Consider the following 22,247-nt stretch of genomic DNA (forward strand, 5'->3'; position numbering starts at 1 on the left):
CAGCCGCCTCAGCCGCCGGAAAGGACGCGGACCAGTTCCTCGGCCGTCCGGCAGCGGTCCAGGAGTTCCTTCACGTGGTTCCGGGTACCCCGGAGGGGCTCCAGGGTCGGGACGCGCTGGAGCGAGTCGCGGCCCGGGAGGTCGAAGATCACCGAGTCCCAGGACGCGGCGGCCACGTCGTCCGCGTACTGCTCCAGGCAGCGGCCGCGGAAGTAGGCCCTGGTGTCCTCAGGAGGGCTCGTCTCGGCCCGTTCCACCGTCGGCTCGTCCAGGAGGCGCTTCATGCGCCCTCGGGCCACCAGACGGTTGTACAGGCCCTTCTCGGGGCGTACGTCCGCGTACTGGAGGTCCACCAGGTGCAGCCGGGCGGCGTCCCAGTCCAGGCCGTCGCGCCTGCGGTAGCCCTCCATGAGCTCCCGCTTGGCGATCCAGTCCAGTTCGCCGGCCAGGCTCATGGGGTCGTTCTCGAGCCGGTTGAGCGTGTCCTCCCAGCGGACCAGGACGTCCTTGGTCTGCTCGTCGGCGTCCGAGCCGTACCGCTCGTCCACGTACTTCCTGGCCAGCTCGAAGTACTCCATCTGGAGCTGCACCGCGGTGAGTGTCCGGCCGCTGCGCAGCGTGATCAGGTGCTGGAGGGTCGGGTCGTGGGAGACGTGGTGGAGGGTGCGTACGGGCTGGTCGACGGCGAGGTCGACGGTGATGAAGGCGTCCTCGATCATGGAGAGGACGAGCGCCGTGGTGCCGAGCTTGAGGTAGGTGGAGATCTCGGAGAGGTTGGCGTCCCCGATGATCACGTGCAGGCGCCGGTACTTCTCGGCGTCGGCGTGGGGCTCGTCGCGCGTGTTGATGATGGGGCGCTTGAGCGTGGTCTCCAGGCCGACCTCGACCTCGAAGTAGTCGGCGCGCTGGCTGATCTGGAAGCCGTGCTCGCGGCCGTCCTGGCCGATGCCGACGCGGCCGGCGCCGGTGACGACCTGGCGGGAGACGAAGAACGGCGTCAGGTGGCGCACGATGTCCGAGAAGGGGGTCTCCCGCTTCATCAGGTAGTTCTCGTGCGTGCCGTAGGACGCGCCCTTGTTGTCGGTGTTGTTCTTGTAGAGGTGGATCGGCTGGGCGCCGGGCAGCTGGGCGGCCCGTTCGGCGGCCTCGGCCATGATCCGCTCGCCGGCCTTGTCCCAGAGGACGGCGTCGCGGGGGTTGGTGACCTCGGGGGCGCTGTACTCGGGGTGGGCGTGGTCCACGTAGAGCCGGGCGCCGTTGGTGAGGATGACGTTGGCGAGGCCGATGTCCTCGTCGGTGAGCTGGCTGGAGTCGGCGGCCTCGCGGGCGAGGTCGAAGCCGCGGGCGTCCCGCAGCGGGTTCTCCTCCTCGAAGTCCCAGCGGGCGCGGCGCGCCCGGTGCATCGCCGCCGCGTAGGCGTTGACGATCTGGGACGAGGTGAGCATGGCATTGGCGTTGGGGTGCCCCGGGACGGAGATCCCGTACTCCGTCTCGATGCCCATAACGCGCCGTACGGTCATGCGGCCCTCCTTGCCCGGCGCCGACCCCCGCACTGTGCGTGATTCGGCGGTACCCACGAGCCTAGAGCGGCCGCGCGCGTACGGGGAGATCGAATGCGATTGGGTGAGTGGAAAGCGACGGCTGCGGATGCCCGGTTTCCGGACATCCGCAGCCGGTGCGCGTCACTACAGGTACTGTCCGGTGTTGGCCACCGTGTCGATGGAGCGGCCGGTGTCCGCGCCTTGCTTTCCGGTGACGAGGGTGCGGATGAAGACGATCCGCTCGCCCTTCTTTCCGGAGATGCGGGCCCAGTCGTCCGGGTTGGTGGTGTTGGGGAGGTCCTCGTTCTCCTTGAACTCGTCCACGCAGGCCTGGAGGAGGTGGGAGACGCGGATGCCCTTCTGGTCGTGGTCGAGGAAGGCCTTGATGGCCATCTTCTTGGCCCGGTCGACGATGTTCTGGATCATCGCGCCGGAATTGAAGTCCTTGAAGTAGAGGACTTCCTTGTCGCCGTTGGCGTACGTGACCTCGAGGAAGCGGTTCTCCTCGGATTCCGCGTACATCTGCTCGACCACGGACTGGATCATTCCGTGGGCGGCGGCTTCCTTGGATCCGCTGTGCTCGGCGAGGTCGTCGGCGTGCAGCGGGAGCGAGGCCGTGAGGTACTTGGCGAAGATGTCCTTGGCCGCTTCCGCGTCCGGGCGCTCGATCTTGATCTTGACGTCGAGCCGGCCGGGTCGCAGGATCGCGGGGTCGATCATGTCCTCGCGGTTGGAGGCGCCGATGACGATGACGTTCTCCAGGCCTTCCACGCCGTCGATCTCGGCGAGCAGCTGGGGGACGATGGTGTTCTCCACGTCCGAGCTGACTCCGGAGCCGCGGGTGCGGAAGAGGGATTCCATCTCGTCGAAGAAGACGATGACGGGGGTGCCCTCGCTCGCCTTCTCCCGGGCACGCTGGAAGACGAGGCGGATGTGCCGCTCGGTCTCGCCGACGTACTTGTTGAGGAGCTCGGGGCCCTTGATGTTCAGGAAGTAGGACTTCCCCGCGGGCTGGCCGGTGACCTCGGCGACCTTCTTGGCAAGGGAGTTGGCGACGGCCTTCGCGATCAGCGTCTTGCCGCAGCCGGGCGGGCCGTAGAGCAGGATGCCCTTGGGGGGCCGGAGTTCGTGCTCCTTGAAGAGGTCGGGGTAGAGGTACGGGAGCTCGACCGCGTCGCGGATCAGTTCGATCTGGTTGCCCAGGCCGCCGATCTTGTCGTAGTCGACGTCCGGGACCTCTTCGAGGACGAGTTCCTCGACCTCGCTCTTCGGGATCACCTCGTAGACGTATCCCGACCTGGGTTCCAGGAGGAGGGCGTCGCCGGGGCGGATGGTGATGTCGAGGAGGGGTTCGGCGAGCCGCACCACCCGCTCCTCGTCGGTGTGGCCGATCACCAGGGCGCGCTCGCCGTCCTCGAGGATCTCCTTGAGGGTGACGATGTCCCCGGCGCGCTCGAACTCCATGGCCTCGACCACGTTGAGCGCCTCGTTGAGCATGACTTCCTGGCCCCGCCTGAGCTCGTCGAGCTCGACTCCGGGGCTGACGTTCACCCGGAGCTTGCGGCCCCCGGTGAAGATGTCGCACGTGCCGTCCTCGTTGGCCTGCAGGAAGACACCGAAGCCGGCCGGCGGCTGGGCGAGCCGGTCGACCTCCTCCTTGAGGGCCACGATCTGGTCGCGGGCCTCACGGAGCGTATTGGCGAGTCGCTCGTTCTGAGCGGACACGCCGGCCAGGTTCGTCTGCAGCTCGACGATCCGCTCCTCGAGAATCCTCGTGTGACGCGGAGAGTCGGCGAGCTTGCGGCGCAGGACGGCGATTTCCTGCTCGAGATAGGCAACCTGGCCGGCGGGGTCCTCAGACCCCCGCCCCGGCCGGATGCCGCGGTTGATGTCGTCGTCGTGGGCTGCCACGGTCCTCACCTCCTCCAAGGGGAGCTGGACGCTTCCTGACCCTACCTGGGTGGGTGATGATTGAAACCCCTAGATCAAAAAGACTGTGGGGTGTGTCCGATCTTCACCCTTGCGCTTCCCCTCACGCCAGGGGAATACCCACCGGGGGGCGCGGCAAAAGCGCCCGGTTGTATCGTCGTGGGGGGTCAACACCCGTCAGGGTTTGCCCGACTTACCGACGCGAAGAAGAAACGGCAGGAGATATGACCGTGCAGCACGAGGCCCCGGCGGCGGGCGCCGACGAGGCGCTGGAGGTCTGGATCGACCAGGACCTGTGCACCGGGGACGGGATCTGCGCGCAGTACGCTCCCGAGGTCTTCGAGCTCGACATCGACGGGCTCGCGTATGTGAAGAGTGCGGACGACGAGCTGCTGCAGGAGCCGGGGGCGACGACGCCGGTGCCGTTGCCGCTGTTGCGGGACGTGGTGGACTCCGCGAAGGAGTGTCCGGGCGACTGCATCCACGTGCGCCGGGTCGGCGACGGCGTCGAGGTGTACGGGCCCGACGCGGAGTGACGGTGTGGTGACGGGCCTGTGGGCCCGGCCGGTCAGACCGCGCGTGCCTGGTTCTGGGCGGTGCGGACGAAGGTTCCGCCCTGCCAGCGCCAGCTGACCTGTTCGTGCTGGTCGGGGCAGCAGCTGGGGACGTCGGGGGTCGAGTAGCCGAGCAGGGTGGCGTGGACCGCTCCGCCGCTCACGGTGAAGCCGCTGACGTTCTTCTGCTGCGAGGGTTCGACGAGGGTGGCGACGACGCGTGCCGCGGGTGTGCCGGTTCCCTTGCCGTGGGTGAGGACGTAGATGCCGCTGGGCGGCGTGCCGGAGCCGGCTTCGCAGTGTACGACTGCGACGGTTTCGGGGTTTCCGTCGCCGTCGAGGTCGCCGGTGGCCCGCTGGGCGATGGTGCTCGGGTTTCCGCCGCATTCCAGGGGGAAGCGGGCGGTGTCGGCGTCGGGGGCGGGCCGTGGGGCGGGTGCGCCGTGCGCGCCGGCGGCTCCGGCGGGGTCGGGCTGGAGGAGGCCGGCGAGGGCGACGACCGCGGCCATGGCGGTGGCGGTGGTCAGCCAGTGCACCGGGCGGGCGTGGGTGTGCGCGAGGTCCGTGACGGCGGAGGTCTGCACGCGAGAAGTCTCCTGTGAGGGTGGTGCGGAAGGAGTTGCGGGCATCGTGCCACACGTCACAGGAGTGCGGAACAGGCGGGGTCGGCTCCGGCGTTACGGGCCGGCGCGCGGCGTGACGGGGGGGCGCGCGGGTGGTACGGCCGGACGGCTCGGCCCGACCCGGCGCGCTCGGCTCGGCCCGACCCGCCGCGCTCGGCTCGGCCCGACTCGGCTCTGCTCGGCCTGACTCGGCCTGACTCGGCTCTGCTCGGCTCCGAACATGAGGGTGCCGCCGTCGACTTCCGCGCCCTGGGGCGGGAACTCGGCGGCGGCACCGTTGCGTTGTCGGGGCGTCAGCCCTGCGGGGGCGTCAGCCCTTGTTGGGGCCCTCGTAGTCCTCGCCGTAGGCGCCCTTGGCGGGTCGGCGGCGGCGCATCGGGGGCTCGACGCCGTCCGCGAGGCGGCGGGCGGTGACGAGGAAGCCGGTGTGACCGATCATGCGGTGGTCGGGGCGCACGGCCAGACCCTCGACGTGCCAGTTGCGGATCATGGATTCCCAGGGCTGCGGCTCGGCGTAGCAGCCGAACTCGCGGATGGACTCCACGGTGCGGGCGAGCTGCGTGGTGGTGGCCACGTAGCAGCACAGGATGCCGCCGGGGACGAGCGCCTTGGAGACGGCCTCCAGGCATTCCCAGGGGGCGAGCATGTCGAGGATGACGCGGTCGACGTCGGTGTCGGACAGGTTGTCCTGGAGGTCGCCGACGGTCAGCTGCCACGCGGGGTGGGGGCCGCCGAAGTAGCGCTCGACGTTGCCCTTGGCGATCTCGGCGAAGTCCTCGCGGCGCTCGTAGGAGTGCAGCATGCCGCTGTCCCCGATGGCGCGCAGCAGGAAGGAGCTCAGCGAGCCGGAGCCCACACCCGCCTCGACGACGCGGGCGCCGGGGAAGATGTCGGCGAAGGCCAGGATCTGCCCCGCGTCCTTGGGGTAGACCACGGCGGCGCCGCGGGGCATGGACAGGACGTAGTCGGGGAGCAGGGGGCGCAGCGCAAGGTAGGCGACGTTTCCCGTGGTACGGACAACACTGCCCTCGGGAGCACCGATCAGCTCGTCGTGCGGGAAGGACCCCTTGTGGGTGTGGAAGTTCTTCCCGGCCTCGAGCGTGAACGTGTAGTGGCGTCCCTTGGGGTCGGTGAGCTGGACCTGGTCCCCGACCTTGAAGGGCCCGCGACGGCGGGCGGCACCGGTCGGTTCGGACATGTGAACAGGGTACCGGTGTTACGAGGAGGGTCGTGCCATGGCCTTGACGAAGGCCTTCTCGACGTCGGCGGTGGACAGCACGCCGTAGATCTCGCCGGTCTCCTCGACGACCAGGTATTCGGTGGCCGGACTGGCGCGGAGGTGGTCGAGGAGGGGCTGGCCGGTGAGTTCGGCGGGGACCTTCATGCCGTCGACGAGGTCCTGGGAGAGGGCGCTGACGGCGACCCAGGGGCGGCGGTGCTGGGGGACTGCGGCGATGGCGGTCTCGCGGACGATCCCGGTGGGTGCGCCGTGGCCGTCGACGACGACGAGGGCGCGGGCGCCGGCGTCGTTGGCGCGGCGGAGGGCTTCGGAGAGCGGGGTGGTGGGCTCGACGGGGATGGCGCGGCGGGTGAGGGCGCGGGCGCGCAGCTCGGGGAGGTGTTCGCGCAGCCGGGCCATGCGGAGGCTGTTGCCGGCGCCGGTCCAGATGATCGCGGCGAGGATCGCGGCGAGCAGGGCGTCGGTGACGGTGGTGAAGCCGGAGATGTCGTCGGGCGAGTTGCCGAGCCAGCCGGTGCGGGTGAGCAGGGGCAGTCCGATGAGGACGGTGACGGCGAGGGCGCGGCCGACCCAGGCGGCGGCGACGGTGCCGCTCATCGGGTTGCCGGTGATCTTCCAGACGACGGCGCGGAGCATCCGGCCGCCGTCGAGGGGCAGGCCGGGCAGCAGGTTGAAGACCGCGACGATCAGGTTGGAGATCATCAGTCCGCCGAGCAGTACGCCGGGCACGGTGCCGGGCTCGACCGCATAGAGGCTGAGGTAGAAGAGTCCGGCGAGGACGAGGGAGAGCAGCGGGCCGACGAAGGCGAGGACGAACTCGCGGCCGGGGGTCTCGGTCTCCTTGTCGATCTCGGAGACGCCGCCGAAGAACTGGAGCTGGATGCGGCGCACCGGGAGTTTGAAGCGGAGCGCGGCGAGGGTGTGGGCCAGTTCGTGGACGAGCACGGAGGCGTAGAAGGCGATGGCGAAGAACAGCGAGACGAGGTAGCGGGCGGCGCCGAGTTCGGGCAGGACGCGCTCGATCTGGTCGCCGAAGACCCAGGTGATGAGGGCGGCGACGAGGAACCAGCTGGGCGCGACGTAGACGGGCACGCCGAAGGGGCGGCCCATGAGGATGCCACCGCCTGGCTCCTCGGTCCGCTGCGGCTTGGACTCGTCCTGGTTCACGGGTTCCTCTCGTCGCCGGGCCGCTCGGCCCGCGCACTCGGTCGCGGTTCGATCATGCAGCGCGACGGGTCCTGCGTCGATGGTATTCCGCGCGCGCCCGTCGGGTGGATCAGGGTCGGACGGGCACGGACTGTCGGTGGCGCGCCGTAGGGTCTGTGTCATGAGTACGAGCGAGCAGCCGCCGGTGGGCGCCGTGGAGGCACGGCCGCCCGTGTCGCTGTCGCCTTCGCGGGCGAGCGACTTCATGCAGTGCCCCCTGCTGTACCGGTTCCGGGTGATCGACCGGCTGCCGGAGAAGCCGAGCGCGGCGGCGACCCGCGGCACGCTGGTGCACGCGGTCCTGGAGCGGCTGTTCGACGCGCCGGCGGCGGAGCGGACGGTGCCGCGGGCGAAGGCGCTGATCCCGGGGCAGTGGGACCGGCTGCTGGAGTCGCGTCCGGAGCTCGCCGATCTGTTCGCGGAGACCGCGGAGGGTCCTGGGGGCGCCGCTGACGCGTCGGACACGGATCCGACGGAGCCGCGCGCCGAGAAGCTCGCGCGGTGGCTGTCGGAGGCGGAGGCGCTGGTCGAGCGGTGGTTCACGCTGGAGGACCCGACGCGTCTCGAGCCGGCGGAGCGCGAGCTGTTCGTGGAGACGGAGCTGGCGTCCGGGCTGCGGCTGCGCGGGGTGATCGACCGGGTGGACGTGGCGCCGACGGGCGAGGTGCGGATCGTCGACTACAAGACGGGCAAGGCGCCGCGCCCGGAGTACAGCGAGGGCGCGCTGTTCCAGATGAAGTTCTACGCGTTGGTGGTGTGGCGGCTGAAGAACGTGGTGCCGCGCCGGCTCCAGCTGGTGTACCTGGGCAGCGGCGACGTGCTGACGTACGACCCGGTGGAGGCGGATCTGCTGCGGGTGGAGCGCAAGCTGCACGCGCTGTGGGAGGCGATCCGGCTGGCGACGGAGACGGGTGACTGGCGGCCGCGGCCGACGAAGCTGTGCGGCTGGTGCGACCACCAGGCGGTGTGTCCGGAGTTCGGCGGCACTCCCCCGGTGTATCCGCTGCCGGTGGTGCCCGCGCGCCCGCCGGAGTCCGCGGAGTAGCCCCAGGGCAGAATGGATCACGTCCAGCCCACGCCGTGAAGGAGTTGTCCGTGGCTATCCGCGTCCTACTGGTCGACGACCAGCCGCTGCTGCGCACCGGTTTCCGGATGATCCTGGAGGCCGAACAGGATCTGGCGGTGGTGGGCGAGGCCGGGGACGGCCTGCAGGCTCTGGACCAGGTGCGGGCGCTGCAGCCCGATGTGGTGCTGATGGACATCCGGATGCCGCGGATGGACGGGGTGGAGGCCACGCGGCAGATCACCGGTCCGGGCCGGGACGGCCCGGCGAAGGTGCTGGTGCTGACCACGTTCGACCTCGACGAGTACGTGGTGGAGGCGCTGAAGGCGGGGGCGAGCGGTTTCCTCCTGAAGGACGCCCCGGCGCACGAGCTGGTGCAGGCGATCCGGGTGGTGGCGGCGGGCGAGGCGATGCTGGCGCCGTCGATCACGCGCCGACTGCTCGACAAGTACTCGGCGCACCTGCCGTCGGGCGACGAGCAGGTGCCGGACACGCTGAACACGCTGACCGACCGCGAGGTAGAGGTGCTGAAGCTGGTCGCGCGCGGTCTGTCGAACGCGGAGATCGCGGCGGACCTGTTCGTCAGCGAGACGACGGTGAAGACGCACGTCGGTCATGTGCTGACGAAGCTGGGCCTGCGGGACCGGGTGCAGGCGGCGGTCTACGCGTACGAGAGCGGTCTGGTGCGCCCGGGCGCGCAGTGAGTCACCGGGGGTACGGGTGAGGGCCCGGTGCGCTGCGTGCGCGCCGGGCCCTCGTCGTGCCGGAGGAGCCGTCAGCCCTTCTTGATCTCCCAGAAGCGGAAGACGGTGGAGGCGTCGAGGGTCCACTCGAGGCCGGTGACGCCCTCGCGGGCCACCGCGTACTGCTTGCCCTGCCACAGCGGCAGCAGCGGGAGCTCGTCGGCGACGAGGTCCTGGACCTTGGTGTACGTGGAGCCGGTCTCGGACCGGTCGGGGGACGCGGCGACGGCCGGCAGCAGCTCGCCGGTGATCAGGGCGTTCTCGTAGCGGTTGCCGAGGACGTTGTCGTCGCCGAAGAACGGGGAGGTGAAGTTGTCGGCGTCCGGGTAGTCGGGGACCCAGCCGCGGACGTACACGCCGTACTTGCCGGCCGCGATGTCCTTCTCGTACTTCTCGAAGGAGACGGACTCGACCTTCGCGTCGAACAGGCCGCTGGCGTTGAGCTGGGTGGCGATGGCCTCCATCATCTGGTCGGTGGAGGGGCCGAAGCGGTTCGGCGTGGACCAGAGGGTGAGCTTGACCTTGCCGGTGATCCCGTCCTTGCGCAGCGCGGCCTTGGCCTTGGCCTTGTCGGGCTCGCCGTAGGTGTCGAAGAACGAGGTGGAGTGTCCGGCGATGCCGGCCGGGACGATGGAGTACAGCGGCGTCGCGGTCGACTTGTAGACGTTCTGGACGAGCGCCTCGCGGTCGACGAGGTGGGCGATGGCCTTGCGGACGCCGAGCTTGCCGACGACCGGGTCCTTGACGTTGAAGACCATGTGCTGGACCTCGGCGCTGGAGCCCTGGACGACCTGGATGCCCTTGTCGCCCTGGGAGTTCTCCAGGGCGGCTATGTCGTCGGCGGACAGGCCTCGGTAGGCGACGTCCACGTCGCCGTCCGAGAGGGCCTTGGCCAGGGCCTCGCGGTCGCCCTGGTAGAGCTTGAGCGTGACGCTGCCGTTCTTCCGCTTGGCGTTGCCCTGGTAGGCGCTGTTGGCGCTGAAGACGGCCTCGGTGTCGCTGATCGAGTCGAGCTTGTACGGGCCGGAGCCGACGGCCTTGCCGTCGGTGCGCAGCCCGTCGGCCTGGTACTCGCGGTGGTCGACGATGGAACCGGCGCCCGAGGCGATCTTGCTGGGGAAGGTGGCGTCGGGAACCTTCAGCTTGAAGACGACGGTCTTCTCGTCGGGGGTCTCGATGGAGTCGATCGAGGAGAGCAGCGGGGCCGGGCCGTTGGGGTCGGCGATCTTCAGGGCGCGCTCGAAGGAGAACTTGACGTCCTCCGAGGTGAGCGGATTGCCGTTGGAGAACTTGAGGCCGTCGCGCAGGGTGCAGGTGTAGACCTTGCTGCCGCCGGAGAAGCCGCACTTGTCGGCCGCCTCGGGCTCGGGCTCGGAGGCGCCCTTGGGGAAGGCGAGCAGGGACTGGAAGACGTTGTTGAACAGCAGCCAGGAGCCGGGGTCGTAACCGGCGGCCGGGTCGGTCGCCATGATCTCGTCCGACATGCCGACGCGCACGGCGGACCCGGAGCCTCCGGAGTCACCGCCCTGTTCGGTGCCGCAGCCGCTGAGCAGGGTCGCGGCCAGGCCCGCGGCGAGCGGGGCGGTCAGCCACTTGTTGTGTGCCTTCACAGAACTTGCCTCTTGATCTCTTGCCAGGCCGGCCGCGCAACCGCTGCGCGGCCGGTACAACGAAGGGGTCAGGCGGTGCCGCGGCCGAGCTCCCACAGGAGCAGGTCGGAGGAGGTGTTGAGCGACCACTCGACGCCGGTGATGTCGTCGCGGGCGGCGACGTACTGCTTGCCCTGCCACAGGGGCAGGACGGGGACGTCCGTGGCGACGATCTTCTGGATCTGCTCGAAGACCGGGGCGGCGGCCGTGCGGTCGGCCTCGCGGCGCGACTGCGGGATCAGCCGGTCACGGACGGACTGGTTGACGTAGGGGGTGTTGAGGAAGTTGTCGCTGTCGAGGAACGGAGCGACGTAGTTGTCCGGGTCCGGGTAGTCGGGGAACCAGCCGAGGCCGTAGACGGCGTAGTCGCCGCGCTTCTGGGCCGGGCGGAACTTGGACCATTCGGTGCCCTGGACGCGGGCGTCGAAGAGCTTGGTGGCGTTGAGCTGGGCGCGCAGCGCCTCGAACTCGTCGGCCGTCTCGGCGCCGTAGTGGTCGGTGGTGTAGTGCAGGGTGACCGGCACGGGCGTCTTGACGCCGGCCTCGCGCAGCAGCTTGGCGGCCTTGGACGCGTCGGGCTCGCCGTAGGTGTCGATGAACGAGGTGGCGTGGCCGGTGACGCTGGAGGGGATCAGCGAGTAGAGGGGCTCGGCGGTGGGGCCGTAGACCTTGTCGATCAGCTTGCCGCGGTCGACGACGGAGGCCATGGCCTGCCGGACGGCCTTCTCCTTGACGGCGGGGGCCTTGGTGTTGAAGGCGAGGTAGCGGATCTCCAGACCGGGGACCTCGGTGAGGTCGATGCCCTCCTGGGGCTTCTCGGTGAGTTCCTTGATCTGCGGCTGCGACATGGCGCGGCCGGCCATGTCGATGTCGTCGGAGCGCAGCGCCTTGTCCATGCCGTCGGCGTCGCCGAAGGTGCGCAGTTCGACCTTGTCGTTGCGCAGGGTGATGTCGCCCTGGTAGCGGGTGTTCTTGGTGAAGACGAACTTCGTCACCTTGTCGCCGTCGCGCTCGGCCTTCATCGTGTAGGGGCCGGAGCCGTCGACGTCGAAGCCCTCGCGCAGCGACTTGCCGTCGTACTTGTCCTTGCTGAGGATGCCGGCGACGGGCGTGGAGAGCTTGTACGGGAAGGTCGCGTCGGGCGTCTTGAGGTGGAAGATCACCTCGAGGTCGCCCTTGGTCTCGACGGTGTCGATGTTGGCGAGGAGCGCGGCGGTGCCGTTGTCGGACTTGATGGCGAGGACGCGCTCGACGGAGAACCTGACGTCCTCGGCGGTGATCGGGGTGCCGTCGGCGAAGGTGAGTCCCTCGCGGAGCTTGCAGCGGTAGCTCTCGCTCTCCTTGTCGGAGAAGCCGCAGCTCTCGGCGGCCTCGGGGACCGGTGCGCCGCCGCCGCGCGGGACGTGCATGAGGGTCTGCAGGGTCTGGCGCAGGATGTTCCAGGCGCCGGTGTCGTAGGCGAAGGCGGGGTCGAGCGGTGCCGGGGCGTCCTCGGTGGCGACGAACTGGTCCGTGGTGCCGACGACGATCGCTCTGCTCTGGTCCCCTCCACCGCAGCCGGCGAGCAGGGGGGTGAGCAGTGCGGCCACGATCGGCAGCACCAGGGTCTTGCGGTTCATCAGGGACGTTCTCCTCATCCGGCACGGGGTGACGGCCGGCACTGGTACAGCGGCTTCGGTCACTCCGCCGGACGCCCGGTCGGGGCGCGGCGATCGGGCCGGAATGGGGGTGCGATCGGTCCTGTGTACACGGCGACTCGGGTGGGCGCCGGGGCACGCGGTGGGTGCGGCGGAGTACGTGCGAAAGATTAGTGGGCTACACCAGTGCCACCGGACGGGGAAGGTCGCGAAGGCGCACGGCTGGCGAGCATGAATACGGTGCGTTCGATAGTCATGCGCGGGAATGATTCGTACGGTGGGGAGCGAACCGGGACACATGGGCGGGGTGTAACCGGTGGTTTCGGGACACCGCACGCAGACAGGCCACCCTCCGGTCGGCACTCTGGGTGACCAATGTCACTCAGGGTTCTTTCCGGTGGATGGCCTGAAGTTTCCGGGCGCGAACGGCGCGGTCGGTCAGCGTCCCCTGGGCGAGGCGATGAGCGTCCGCAGGAAGGGCACGTCGACCTCTTCCAGGGAGCGGACCACGACCCGGCCCGCGGAGGCCGCGATCGGGGCGACGGAGGGCACCGCGACGACCCGGCAGCCGGCCGCCTCGGCCGCCGCGACGCCGGTCGCGGTGTCCTCGACGACCGCGCACAGCGCGGGTTCGGCCCCGACGCCACGGGCGGCGGTCAGATACGGCTCCGGGTGCGGCTTGGTGCGGGTCACCTCGTCGCCCGCGACGGTCAGTGCGAACCGGTCGCGGCCGAGCGAGGCGAGCACCCGGTCGATGATCCGGCGGTGCGAGGCGGAGACCAGGGCGGTCGGGATGCTGTGCCGGGCCAGCTCGGTGAGCAGCCGGTCGGCGCCGGGCATCAGCGGCACGCCCCGGTCGATGCGCTGCTCGAACTTCTCGTTGAGCAGCACGGTGAGCTCCTCCAGGGTGATGTCGGCGCCCGTGGCCTCGATCAGATAGCCGGCGCTGCGCGTCATGGGCCCGCCCACGACGACGTCCCGCCAGGCCTCGTCGAGCCGGTGCCCGAGGTCGGCGAAGACCTCCACCTCCGCGTCCCACCAGAATCCCTCGGTGTCGACGAGGGTGCCGTCCATGTCGAGGAAGACCGCCTGCAGGGCGGAGCTGCCGTTGGCACGGAACAAGGACGCGGGGACCGTACTGGTCATCCGGCACACCTCCACGGAGGGACGAAGAGGCCGGCCACCCTCCCCGGCACGGGGGTGGGCGACCGGCCTGCACTGGACCGACCAGTGTACGTCCGGATCACATCAGGCGCAGGGATTTACCCGCGCACCGGTTACCGAGCGTTGAAGTACTTCGCCTCCGGGTGATGGATGACGATGGCGTCAGTGGACTGCTCGGGGTGCAACTGGAACTCCTCCGAGAGGTGGACGCCGATCCGCTCCGGCTCCAGGAGCTCGGCGATCTTGGCGCGGTCCTCCAGGTCGGGGCAGGCGCCGTAGCCGAGCGAGAAGCGCGCGCCGCGGTACTTGAGCGCGAACATGTCCTCGACGTCCTCGGGGTCCTCGCCGCCGAAGCCGAGCTCGGCGCGGACCCGGGCGTGCCAGTACTCGGCGAGGGCCTCGGCCAGCTGCACGGACAGGCCGTGGAGTTCGAGGTAGTCGCGGTAGGAGTCGGACGCGAAGAGCTTGGCCGTGGCCTCGCCGATCCTCGAGCCGACGGTGACGACCTGGAGGCCGACCACGTCGGTCTCGCCGGACTCCTCCGGGCGGAAGAAGTCCGCGAGGCACAGGCGCCGGCCGCGCCGCTGGCGCGGGAAGGTGAAGCGCGTGCGCTCGTTGCCCGCATCGTCGAGGATGATCAGGTCGTCGCCCTTGGAGACGCAGGGGAAGTAGCCGTGGACGACGGCCGCCTCCAGGAGGTTCTCCGTGTGCAGGCGCTCCAGCCAGCCGCGCAGCCGCGGCCGGCCCTCGCTCTCGACGAGCTCCTCGTACGAGGGGCCGTCGCCGGCGCGGTTCTGCTTGAGGCCCCACTGGCCCTTGAACAGGGCGCCTTCGTCGAGCCAGCTCGCGTACTCCTTGAGCTGGATGCCCTTGACGACCCGGGTGCCCCAGAACGGGGGCGTCGGCACCGGGTTGTCGGTGGCGACGTCCGAGCGGCCGCCCGGCTCCGGCTCGTCGACCTGGAGGGTGGCGGCGCCCTTGGCGACCCGGCGCTGCTTGAGCTCGGGCAGGGCCGCGCCGGGCACGCCGCGCTTGACGGCGATGAGGGCGTCCATCAGGCGCAGGCCCTCGAAGGCGTCGCGGGCGTAGCGGACCTCGCCCTGGTAGATCTCGTGCAGGTCCTGCTCGACGTAGGCCCGGGTGAGGGCGGCGCCGCCGAGGATCACCGGGTACCTGGCGGCCAGCTCGCGCTGGTTCAGCTCCTCCAGGTTCTCCTTCATGATCACCGTGGACTTCACCAGGAGGCCCGACATGCCGATCACGTCGGCGGCGTGCTCCTCGGCGGCCTCCAGGATCGCGGAGACGGGCTGCTTGATGCCCAGGTTGACGACGTTGTAGCCGTTGTTGGACAGGATGATGTCGACGAGGTTCTTGCCGATGTCGTGGACGTCGCCGCGCACGGTGGCGAGCACGATCGTGCCCTTGCCCTCGGCGTCGGACTTCTCCATGTGCGGCTCCAGGTAGGCAACCGCGGTCTTCATCACCTCGGCGGACTGGAGCACGAACGGCAGCTGCATCTGGCCGGAGCCGAACAGCTCGCCGACCACCTTCATGCCGTCGAGCAGCGTGTTGTTGACGATGTCGAGCGCGGGCGTGGTGGTCAGGGCCTCGTCGAGGTCCGCCTCCAGACCGTTCTTCTCGCCGTCGATGATCCGCCGCTTGAGGCGCTCCTCCAGCGGCAGGGCGGCCAGTTCCTCCGCCTTGCCGGCCTTCAGGGACTTGGCGGTGGCGCCCTCGAACAGGGCCATCAGCTTCTGCAGCGGGTCGTAGGCCGGCTTGTCGCCCTCCGCGGGGGCACGCCGGTCGTAGATCAGGTCGAGGGCGGTGGTGACCTGCTCCTCGTCGAAGCGGGCGATCGGGAGGATCTTCGACGCGTGGACGATGGCCGAGTCCAGGCCCGCCTTCACGCACTCGTCCAGGAAGACGGAGTTGAGCAGGATGCGCGCGGCCGGGTTGAGGCCGAAGGAGATGTTGGACAGGCCGAGCGTGGTCTGGACGTCCGGGTGGCGCCGCTTGAGCTCGCGGATCGCCTCGATCGTGGCGATGCCGTCCTTGCGCGACTCCTCCTGACCGGTGCAGATGGTGAAGGTCAGGGTGTCGATGAGGATGTCCGACTCGCGGATGCCCCAGTTGCCCGTGAGGTCGTCGATGAGCCGCTCGGCGATCTCGACCTTCTTCTCGACGGTGCGGGCCTGGCCCTCCTCGTCGATGGTGAGGGCGATCAGGGCGGCGCCGTGCTGCTGGGCGAGGCGGGTGACCTTCGCGAAGCGGGACTCCGGGCCGTCGCCGTCCTCGTAGTTGACCGAGTTGATGACGGCCCGGCCGCCGAGCTTCTCCAGGCCGGCCTCGATGACGTCGACCTCGGTGGAGTCGAGGACGATCGGCAGGGTGGAGGCGGTGGCGAAGCGGCCGGCCAGCTCCTTCATGTCGGCGACGCCGTCCCGGCCGACGTAGTCGACGCAGAGGTCGAGCATGTGCGCGCCCTCGCGGATCTGGTCGCGGGCCATCTCGACGCAGTCGTCCCACCGGGCCTCCAGCATGGCCTCGCGGAACTTCTTCGAGCCGTTGGCGTTCGTCCGCTCGCCGATGGCGAGGTACGAGGTGTCCTGGCGGAACGGGACGGTCTGGTAGAGGGATGCGGCGCCCGGCTCGGGGTGCGGCTCGCGGACGGGCGGGACGACACCGCGGACGCGCTCGACGACCTGGCGCAGGTGCTCGGGCGTGGTGCCGCAGCAGCCGCCGACCAGGCTGAGGCCGTACTCGTTCACGAAGGTCTCGTGGGCGTCGGCGAGCTCGGCGGCCGAGAGCGGGTAGTGCGCGCCGTCCTTGGTCAGGACGGGCAGACCGGCGTTGGGCATGCAGGAGAGCGCGATGCCCGCGTGCCGGGCGAGGTAGCGCAGGTGCTCGCTCATCTCGGCGGGGCCGGTGGCGCAGTTCATGCCGATCATGTCGATGCCGAGCGGCTCGAGCGCGGTGAGCGCGGCGCCGATCTCGGAGCCGAGCAGCATGGTGCCGGTGGTCTCGACGGTGACCGAGGTGATCAGCGGGACGGTGTAGCCGGCGACCTCCATCGCGCGGTGGGCGGCGATGATCGCGGCCTTGGTCTGGAGGAGGTCCTGGGTGGTCTCGACGAGGAGGGCGTCGGCGCCGCCGGCGAGGAGGCCCTCGGCGTTCTGCTGGTAGGCGTCGCGGATGGTGCCGTACTCGACGTGGCCGAGCGTGGGGAGCTTGGTGCCGGGGCCCATCGAGCCGAGGACCCAGCGCTGCTGTCCCGTCTCCTCCGTGTACGCGTCGGCGGCCTCGCGGGCGATGCGGGCGCCGGCCTCGGAGAGCTCGTGGATGCGGTGGGCGATGTCGTACTCGCCGAGCGCGGAGAAGTTGCAGTTGAAGGTGTTGGTGCCGACGCAGTCGGTGCCGACCGCGAGGTACGCGTCGTGGACCGAGCGGACGATGTCCGGGCGGGAGACGTTCAGGATCTCGTTACAGCCCTCGAGCTGCTGGAAGTCCTCGAGGGAGGGATCCTGCGCCTGGAGCATCGTGCCCATGGCGCCGTCGGAGACGACGACCCGGGAGGCGAAGGCCTCGCGGAGGGCGTCGGCCCGCTGGGCGGCGGTTGCGGGTGCGGCGGAACGGGTCGGCGACGAGGCCATGGATAAGGCTCCCTGGGATGCGACGGCTGTCGGCTTTGCACTCTCGGCGGAGGGTGCACGCGCCCAGACTAGCCGCGTGAGCGCCGGGGTGGACATGGGGTTCCAGCAGGTGGACGGCATCCTGTGTCCGGGGACTCCCGGTCCGGCCCGTTCTTGTCCGACACTGTCAGGTGTGACACAAGGTCGGCATCGACCGATAGTGTTCAGCATTGTCGAACAGCATGTGAGGGAGAAGGGCCGGGCGATGGCGAAGAACATCCAGTCGCTTGAACGGGCGGCGGCGATGCTGCGACTGCTCGCGGGCGGCGAGCGCCGGCTCGGCCTGTCCGACATCGCCTCCTCGCTCGGCCTCGCCAAGGGCACGGCGCACGGCATCCTGCGCACCCTCCAGGCGGAGGGGTTCGTGGAGCAGGACCCGGCGTCCGGCCGCTACCAGCTGGGCGCGGAGCTGCTGCGCCTCGGCAACAGCTATCTGGACGTGCACGAGCTGCGCGCGCGGGCCCTGGTCTGGACGGACGACCTGGCCCGGTCCAGCGGGGAGAGCGTCCACCTGGGCGTGCTGCACCAGCAGGGCGTGCTCATCGTCCACCACGTCTTCCGGCCGGACGACAGCCGCCAGGTCCTGGAGGTGGGGGCCATGCAGCCGCTGCACTCCACGGCCCTGGGCAAGGTGCTCTCGGCGTACGACCCGGTGGCGCACAGCGAGGCGGTGGAGGTCGAGCGGGAGCCGTTCACACCGCGGACGGTCACCGAGCTCACGGACTTCGAGACGCTGCTCGACATGACGCGGGCGCGCGGCTGGGCGGCGGACGTGGAGGAGACCTGGGAGGGCGTGGCCTCGGTGGCGGCCCCCATCCACGACCGGCGCCGGATGCCGGTGGGAGCGGTGGCCATCACGGGCGCGGTGGAGCGGGTCTGCGCGGGCGGCGAGCTGCGCTCGGAGCTCGTGGCGGCCGTCCGGGACTGCGCCCGCGCGGTCTCCCGCGACCTGGGGGCGGGCCGCTTCTGACCTGGCGCCCGGCCTCGCCCGGGCACCCCAGAACCCGTCGGTAACGATCGCGTTATCGGCGGGTTTTTCGCGCTCGCGACCCTTGACGCGCTGTTAACCCTGGCGCAAAACTTCCGTTCATCGGTCGGCATTGTCGAACAGGTACCGGCAATACGCGCTAAGGTATGGCAGTGCCAAGGGCCGAAAACGCCCTCACACGAGGGCGCGAACCATCGGAGTGACCCGTGGTTCGCCTTCCCCTGGACGAAGGACAAAGGAGTCGCGGGTGTCCAGCTCCGACATCTTCCTCGGCGAGACCATCGGTACCGCCGTACTCATCCTGCTCGGCGGTGGCGTGTGCGCCGCCGTCACGCTGAAGAGCTCCAAGGCCCGCAACGCGGGCTGGCTTGCGATCACCTTCGGGTGGGGCTTCGCCGTCATGACGGCGGTCTACATGACCGCTTCCCTCTCCGGCGCCCATCTGAACCCCGCCGTCACGATCGGCATAGCGATCAAGAGCGGCGACTGGAGCGACGTGCCGGTCTACGTCGCCGGTCAGATGCTCGGTGCCATGATCGGCGCGGCGCTCGTGTGGATCGCCTACTACGGCCAGTTCCGGGCCCACCTCACGGACCCCGAGACCGTCGGCGAGAAGCCCGTCGAAGGCCCCGGCCCGGTGCTCGGTGTCTTCTCCACCGGCCCCGAGATCCGCAACACCTGGCAGAACCTGGCCACCGAGATCATCGGCACCGTCGTGCTCGTGCTCGCCGTGCTCACCCAGGGCCTCAACGACAGCGGCAAGGGCCTCGGCGTCATCGGCGCCCTGATCACCGCCTTCGTCGTCGTCTCCATCGGCCTCTCGCTCGGCGGCCCGACCGGCTACGCGATCAACCCGGCCCGTGACCTCGGCCCGCGCATCGTGCACGCCCTGCTCCCGCTGCCGAACAAGGGCGGCTCCGACTGGAGCTACGCCTGGATCCCGGTCGTCGGCCCGCTGGTCGGCGGCGCCATCGCCGCGGGCATCTACAACATCGCGTTCGCCTGAGCCGTCCTTCTTCCAGACTTCCCTTGGAGTACACCGTGACCGACGCCCACACCGCCGCCACTGCCTCCCACGGCGCGGGGCCGTTCATCGCCGCCATCGACCAGGGCACCACCTCGTCCCGCTGCATCGTCTTCGACAAGGACGGCCGCATCGTCTCCGTCGACCAGAAGGAGCACGAGCAGATCTTCCCGAAGCCGGGCTGGGTCGAGCACGACGCCACCGAGATCTGGACCAACGTCCAGGAGGTCGTCGCCGGCGCCATCGCCAAGGCCGGCATCACCGCGGCCGACGTCAAGGCGATCGGCATCACCAACCAGCGCGAGACCACCCTGATGTGGGACAAGAACACCGGCGAGCCGGTGCACAACGCGCTGGTCTGGCAGGACACCCGCACCGACGGCCTGTGCAAGGAACTCGGCCGCAACGTCGGCCAGGACCGCTTCCGCCGCGAGACCGGCCTCCCGCTCGCCTCGTACTTCTCCGGCCCCAAGGTCCGCTGGCTGCTCGACAACGTCGAGGGCCTGCGCGAGCGCGCCGAGCGCGGCGACATCCTCTTCGGCACCATGGACTCCTGGGTCATCTGGAACCTGACCGGCGGTGTCGAGGGCGGCCACCACGTCACCGACGTCACCAACGCCTCCCGCACCCTCCTGATGAACCTTCACGAGATGGCCTGGGACGAGCGCATCCTCGCCTCCATGGACATCCCGGCCACGGTGCTGCCGGAGATCCGCTCCTCCGCCGAGGTGTACGGCACGGTCAAGGGCGGCGTCCTCGACGGCGTCCCGGTCGCTTCCGCACTCGGCGACCAGCAGGCCGCCCTGTTCGGCCAGACCTGCTTCGCCGAGGGCGAGGCCAAGTCCACGTACGGCACCGGAACGTTCATGCTGATGAACACCGGCGACAAGATCATCAACTCCTACAGCGGCCTGCTGACCACGGTCGGCTACCAGATCGGCGACGAGAAGCCGGTCTACGCCCTGGAGGGCTCGATCGCCGTCACCGGCTCGCTCGTCCAGTGGATGCGCGACCAGATGGGCCTCATCAAGTCCGCCGCCGAGATCGAGACGCTCGCCTCCTCCGTCGAGGACAACGGCGGCGCCTACTTCGTGCCGGCGTTCTCGGGCCTCTTCGCCCCGTACTGGCGCTCCGACGCCCGCGGTGTCATCGCCGGCCTCACCCGGTACGTCACCAAGGCGCACATCGCCCGTGCCGTCCTGGAGGCCACCGCCTGGCAGACCCGCGAGATCACCGACGCCATGACCAAGGACTCCGGCGTCGAGCTGACGGCCCTCAAGGTCGACGGCGGCATGACCTCCAACAACCTGCTGATGCAGACCCTCTCCGACTTCCTGGACGCCCCCGTCGTGCGCCCGATGGTCGCCGAGACCACCTGCCTCGGCGCCGCCTACGCCGCCGGCCTGGCCGTCGGCTTCTGGCCCGACACCGACGCCCTGCGCGCCAACTGGCGCCGGGCCGCCGAGTGGACCCCTCGCATGGACGCCGACAAGCGTGACAGCGAGTACAAGAACTGGCTCAAGGCCGTAGAGCGCTCCATGGGCTGGCTCGAAGAAGAAGAGAACTGACGAGGAGTAAGTTGCGATGACCACCCTGCAGAGCCTCCCCTCCCTGGGGATGCACCCGGCTGCCGGTTCCCTTCCGACCCGCGCCGAGACCCGGGAGCAGCTGTCCAAGGCGACGTACGACCTCCTGGTGATCGGCGGCGGCATCCTGGGCATCTCCACCGCCTGGCACGCCGCGCAGTCCGGACTGCGGGTGGCCCTGGTGGACGCCGGCGACTTCGCCGGCGCCACCTCCTCCGCCTCCTCCAAGCTCCTCCACGGCGGTCTGCGCTACCTGCAGACCGGCGCGGTCAAGCTCGTCGCGGAGAACCACTTCGAGCGGCGCGCGGTCTCCCGCCAGGTGGCCCCCCACCTGTCCAACCCGCTCACGTTCTACCTGCCCGTCTACAAGGGCGGCCCGCACGGCGCGGCCAAGCTCGGCGCCGGCGTCTTCGCCTACAGCGCCCTGTCCGCCTTCGGCGACGGCGTCGGCCACCTGCTGAGCCCCGCCAAGGCCGCCCAGGACGTGCCGGAGCTGCGCACCGACAACCTGAAGGCCGTCGCCGTCTACGGCGACGACCAGATGAACGACGCCCGCATGGCCCTGATGACGGTCCGCGCCGCCGTCGACGCCGGCGCGGTCGTCCTCAACCACGCCGAGGTCACCGGCCTGCGCTTCACCCGGGGCCGGGTCACCGGCGCCGAGCTCAGGGACCGGCTGTCCGGCGAGGAGTTCGGCGTCACCGCCCGCCTGGTGCTCAACGCCACCGGCCCGTGGGTCGACCACCTGCGGAAGATGGAGGACCCCAACGCGGCGCCCTCCATCCGCCTCTCCAAGGGCGCCCACCTGGTGCTCAAGCGCACCTCGCCGTGGAAGGCCGCGCTGGCCACCCCGATCGACAAGTACCGGATCACCTTCGCCCTCCCCTGGGAGGACATGCTCCTGCTCGGCACCACCGACGAGGAGTACGAGGGCGACCCGGCCGAGGTCGCCGTCAACGACAAGGACATCGCCCAGATCCTGGACGAGGCCGCCTTCTCCATACGCGACCAGCAGCTCGACCGCTCCCTGATCACCTACGCCTTCGCCGGCCTGCGGGTGCTGCCGGGCGGTCCCGGCGACACCTCGAAGGCCAAGCGCGAGACGGTCGTCACCGAGGGCCGCGGCGGCATGCTGTCGGTGGCCGGCGGCAAGTGGACCACCTTCCGCCACATCGGCCGCACGATCATGAAGAAGCTGGAGTCGCTCCCGGGCGGCCCGCTCGGCGACGACTACGAGCCGGTCTCCGCGCTGCCGAAGCGGCTGCCGCTGCCCGGCATCGCCAACCCGAACGCCGTGGCCCACCGGCTGCTCGTGGACGGCCCGGCGCCCGGTCCGCGGATGTCGGCCGACACCGCCAAGCACCTGGCCACGCACTACGGCTCGCTCGCCTTCGACATCGCCCGCATGGCGAACGAGAACCCCGACCTCGCCGAGCGCATCCACCCCGACGCGCCGGAGATCTGGGCCCAGGTCGCCTACGCCCGCGACCTCGAGTGGGCCGAGACCGCGGACGACGTGCTGCGCCGCCGCACGACCCTGACCATCCGCGGCCTCGCCACCGACGAGATCCGCGGCAAGGTCGAGGACATGCTGCGCAAGTAGGGCGGGGC

At 70.1% G+C, this 22,247-nt stretch carries 16 protein-coding genes; 7 read left to right on the plus strand and 9 right to left on the minus strand.

All coding sequences use genetic code 11. The features are described 5' to 3' along the window. Positions 1-8 precede the first annotated feature (8 nt). Together dop and arc are read right to left on the minus strand one after the other, a co-directional pair. Entirely contained in the window at positions 9-1,520 is a 1,512-nt protein-coding gene (dop, locus tag ACFY8W_RS32165) for a depupylase/deamidase Dop (RefSeq protein ID WP_391112939.1), read from the minus strand. A 165-nt stretch (positions 1,521-1,685) separates the two neighbouring features. Beyond that, a complete protein-coding gene (arc, locus tag ACFY8W_RS32170) occupies positions 1,686-3,452 on the minus strand; it encodes a proteasome ATPase (RefSeq protein WP_391112943.1) in 1,767 nt (588 codons plus the stop codon). 242 nt (positions 3,453-3,694) lie between these two features. Here arc and ACFY8W_RS32175 point away from each other — a divergent pair, with 242 nt between their 5' ends. Continuing rightward, a complete protein-coding gene (locus tag ACFY8W_RS32175; protein WP_391112946.1) occupies positions 3,695-4,006 on the plus strand; it encodes a ferredoxin in 312 nt (103 codons plus the stop codon). Positions 4,007-4,038: 32 nt separating this feature from the next. On the opposite strand, the gene ACFY8W_RS32180 is transcribed toward ACFY8W_RS32175, so the two are convergent. The 3 genes from ACFY8W_RS32180 to ACFY8W_RS32190 form a co-directional block, all read right to left on the minus strand. Continuing rightward, on the minus strand, positions 4,039-4,608 hold the full coding sequence (locus ACFY8W_RS32180) for a hypothetical protein (protein ID WP_391112949.1): 570 nt from the start codon (positions 4,606-4,608) through the stop codon (positions 4,039-4,041). A 349-nt stretch (positions 4,609-4,957) separates the two neighbouring features. Beyond that, positions 4,958-5,845 (minus strand): tRNA (adenine-N1)-methyltransferase, encoded by an 888-nt coding sequence (locus ACFY8W_RS32185; RefSeq protein ID WP_019884997.1) that lies wholly within the window; start codon positions 5,843-5,845, stop codon positions 4,958-4,960. Positions 5,846-5,863: 18 nt separating this feature from the next. After that, positions 5,864-6,997 carry a site-2 protease family protein gene (locus ACFY8W_RS32190; protein WP_391113374.1) on the minus strand — a complete coding sequence of 378 codons (1,134 nt, stop codon included), beginning with the start codon at positions 6,995-6,997 and terminating at the stop codon, positions 5,864-5,866. Between the two features lie 217 nt (positions 6,998-7,214). On the opposite strand from ACFY8W_RS32190, the gene ACFY8W_RS32195 reads away from it, so the two are divergent. Both ACFY8W_RS32195 and ACFY8W_RS32200 read left to right on the plus strand, forming a co-directional pair. Next, complete coding sequence (locus ACFY8W_RS32195; protein WP_391112952.1) at positions 7,215-8,138, plus strand: PD-(D/E)XK nuclease family protein; 924 nt, start codon at positions 7,215-7,217, stop codon at positions 8,136-8,138. Between the two features lie 50 nt (positions 8,139-8,188). Beyond that, on the plus strand, positions 8,189-8,860 hold the full coding sequence (locus tag ACFY8W_RS32200; protein ID WP_391112955.1) for a response regulator: 672 nt from the start codon (positions 8,189-8,191) through the stop codon (positions 8,858-8,860). A 71-nt stretch (positions 8,861-8,931) separates the two neighbouring features. Here ACFY8W_RS32200 and ACFY8W_RS32205 read toward each other — a convergent pair whose 3' ends face one another. From ACFY8W_RS32205 to metH, 4 genes are all read right to left on the minus strand, one after another. Then, positions 8,932-10,509: an ABC transporter substrate-binding protein gene (locus tag ACFY8W_RS32205; protein ID WP_391112958.1), complete on the minus strand. Its 1,578-nt coding sequence runs from the start codon at positions 10,507-10,509 to the stop codon at positions 8,932-8,934. 68 nt (positions 10,510-10,577) lie between these two features. Continuing rightward, positions 10,578-12,167 (minus strand): ABC transporter substrate-binding protein, encoded by a 1,590-nt coding sequence (locus tag ACFY8W_RS32210; RefSeq protein WP_391112961.1) that lies wholly within the window; start codon positions 12,165-12,167, stop codon positions 10,578-10,580. Between the two features lie 456 nt (positions 12,168-12,623). Then, positions 12,624-13,331 carry an HAD-IA family hydrolase gene (locus ACFY8W_RS32215; protein WP_391112964.1) on the minus strand — a complete coding sequence of 236 codons (708 nt, stop codon included), beginning with the start codon at positions 13,329-13,331 and terminating at the stop codon, positions 12,624-12,626. A 131-nt stretch (positions 13,332-13,462) separates the two neighbouring features. Next, on the minus strand, positions 13,463-16,999 hold the full coding sequence (gene metH / locus ACFY8W_RS32220) for a methionine synthase (RefSeq protein ID WP_391112967.1): 3,537 nt from the start codon (positions 16,997-16,999) through the stop codon (positions 13,463-13,465). Positions 17,000-17,243: 244 nt separating this feature from the next. Here metH and ACFY8W_RS32225 point away from each other — a divergent pair, with 244 nt between their 5' ends. From ACFY8W_RS32225 to ACFY8W_RS32240, 4 genes are all read left to right on the plus strand, one after another. Continuing rightward, entirely contained in the window at positions 17,244-18,008 is a 765-nt protein-coding gene (locus ACFY8W_RS32225) for an IclR family transcriptional regulator C-terminal domain-containing protein (RefSeq protein ID WP_391112970.1), read from the plus strand. Between the two features lie 265 nt (positions 18,009-18,273). Beyond that, positions 18,274-19,032 carry an MIP family channel protein gene (locus tag ACFY8W_RS32230; protein WP_391112973.1) on the plus strand — a complete coding sequence of 253 codons (759 nt, stop codon included), beginning with the start codon at positions 18,274-18,276 and terminating at the stop codon, positions 19,030-19,032. 35 nt (positions 19,033-19,067) lie between these two features. Continuing rightward, entirely contained in the window at positions 19,068-20,618 is a 1,551-nt protein-coding gene (gene glpK / locus ACFY8W_RS32235; RefSeq protein WP_391113376.1) for a glycerol kinase GlpK, read from the plus strand. 16 nt (positions 20,619-20,634) lie between these two features. After that, a complete protein-coding gene (locus tag ACFY8W_RS32240; RefSeq protein ID WP_391112976.1) occupies positions 20,635-22,239 on the plus strand; it encodes an FAD-dependent oxidoreductase in 1,605 nt (534 codons plus the stop codon). The last annotated feature ends 8 nt before the right edge of the window (positions 22,240-22,247 follow it).

It is taken from the genome of Streptomyces sp. NPDC012637 (assembly GCF_042954805.1).
Classification (GTDB): domain Bacteria; phylum Actinomycetota; class Actinomycetes; order Streptomycetales; family Streptomycetaceae; genus Streptomyces.

Bases quoted from the DNA above. Each gene is read 5' to 3' on its own strand.
- dop (WP_391112939.1), bottom strand. From the start codon at position 1,520: ATGACCGTACGGCGCGTTATGGGCATCGAGACGGAGTACGGGATCTCC.
- ACFY8W_RS32175 (WP_391112946.1), top strand. From the start codon at position 3,695: ATGACCGTGCAGCACGAGGCCCCGGCGGCGGGCGCCGACGAGGCGCTG.
- ACFY8W_RS32185 (WP_019884997.1), bottom strand. From the start codon at position 5,845: ATGTCCGAACCGACCGGTGCCGCCCGCCGTCGCGGGCCCTTCAAGGTC.
- ACFY8W_RS32190 (WP_391113374.1), bottom strand. From the start codon at position 6,997: ATGGGCCGCCCCTTCGGCGTGCCCGTCTACGTCGCGCCCAGCTGGTTC.
- ACFY8W_RS32195 (WP_391112952.1), top strand. From the start codon at position 7,215: ATGAGTACGAGCGAGCAGCCGCCGGTGGGCGCCGTGGAGGCACGGCCG.
- ACFY8W_RS32210 (WP_391112961.1), bottom strand. From the start codon at position 12,167: ATGAACCGCAAGACCCTGGTGCTGCCGATCGTGGCCGCACTGCTCACC.
- ACFY8W_RS32215 (WP_391112964.1), bottom strand. From the start codon at position 13,331: ATGACCAGTACGGTCCCCGCGTCCTTGTTCCGTGCCAACGGCAGCTCC.
- metH (WP_391112967.1), bottom strand. From the start codon at position 16,999: ATGGCCTCGTCGCCGACCCGTTCCGCCGCACCCGCAACCGCCGCCCAG.
- ACFY8W_RS32225 (WP_391112970.1), top strand. From the start codon at position 17,244: ATGGCGAAGAACATCCAGTCGCTTGAACGGGCGGCGGCGATGCTGCGA.
- ACFY8W_RS32240 (WP_391112976.1), top strand. From the start codon at position 20,635: ATGACCACCCTGCAGAGCCTCCCCTCCCTGGGGATGCACCCGGCTGCC.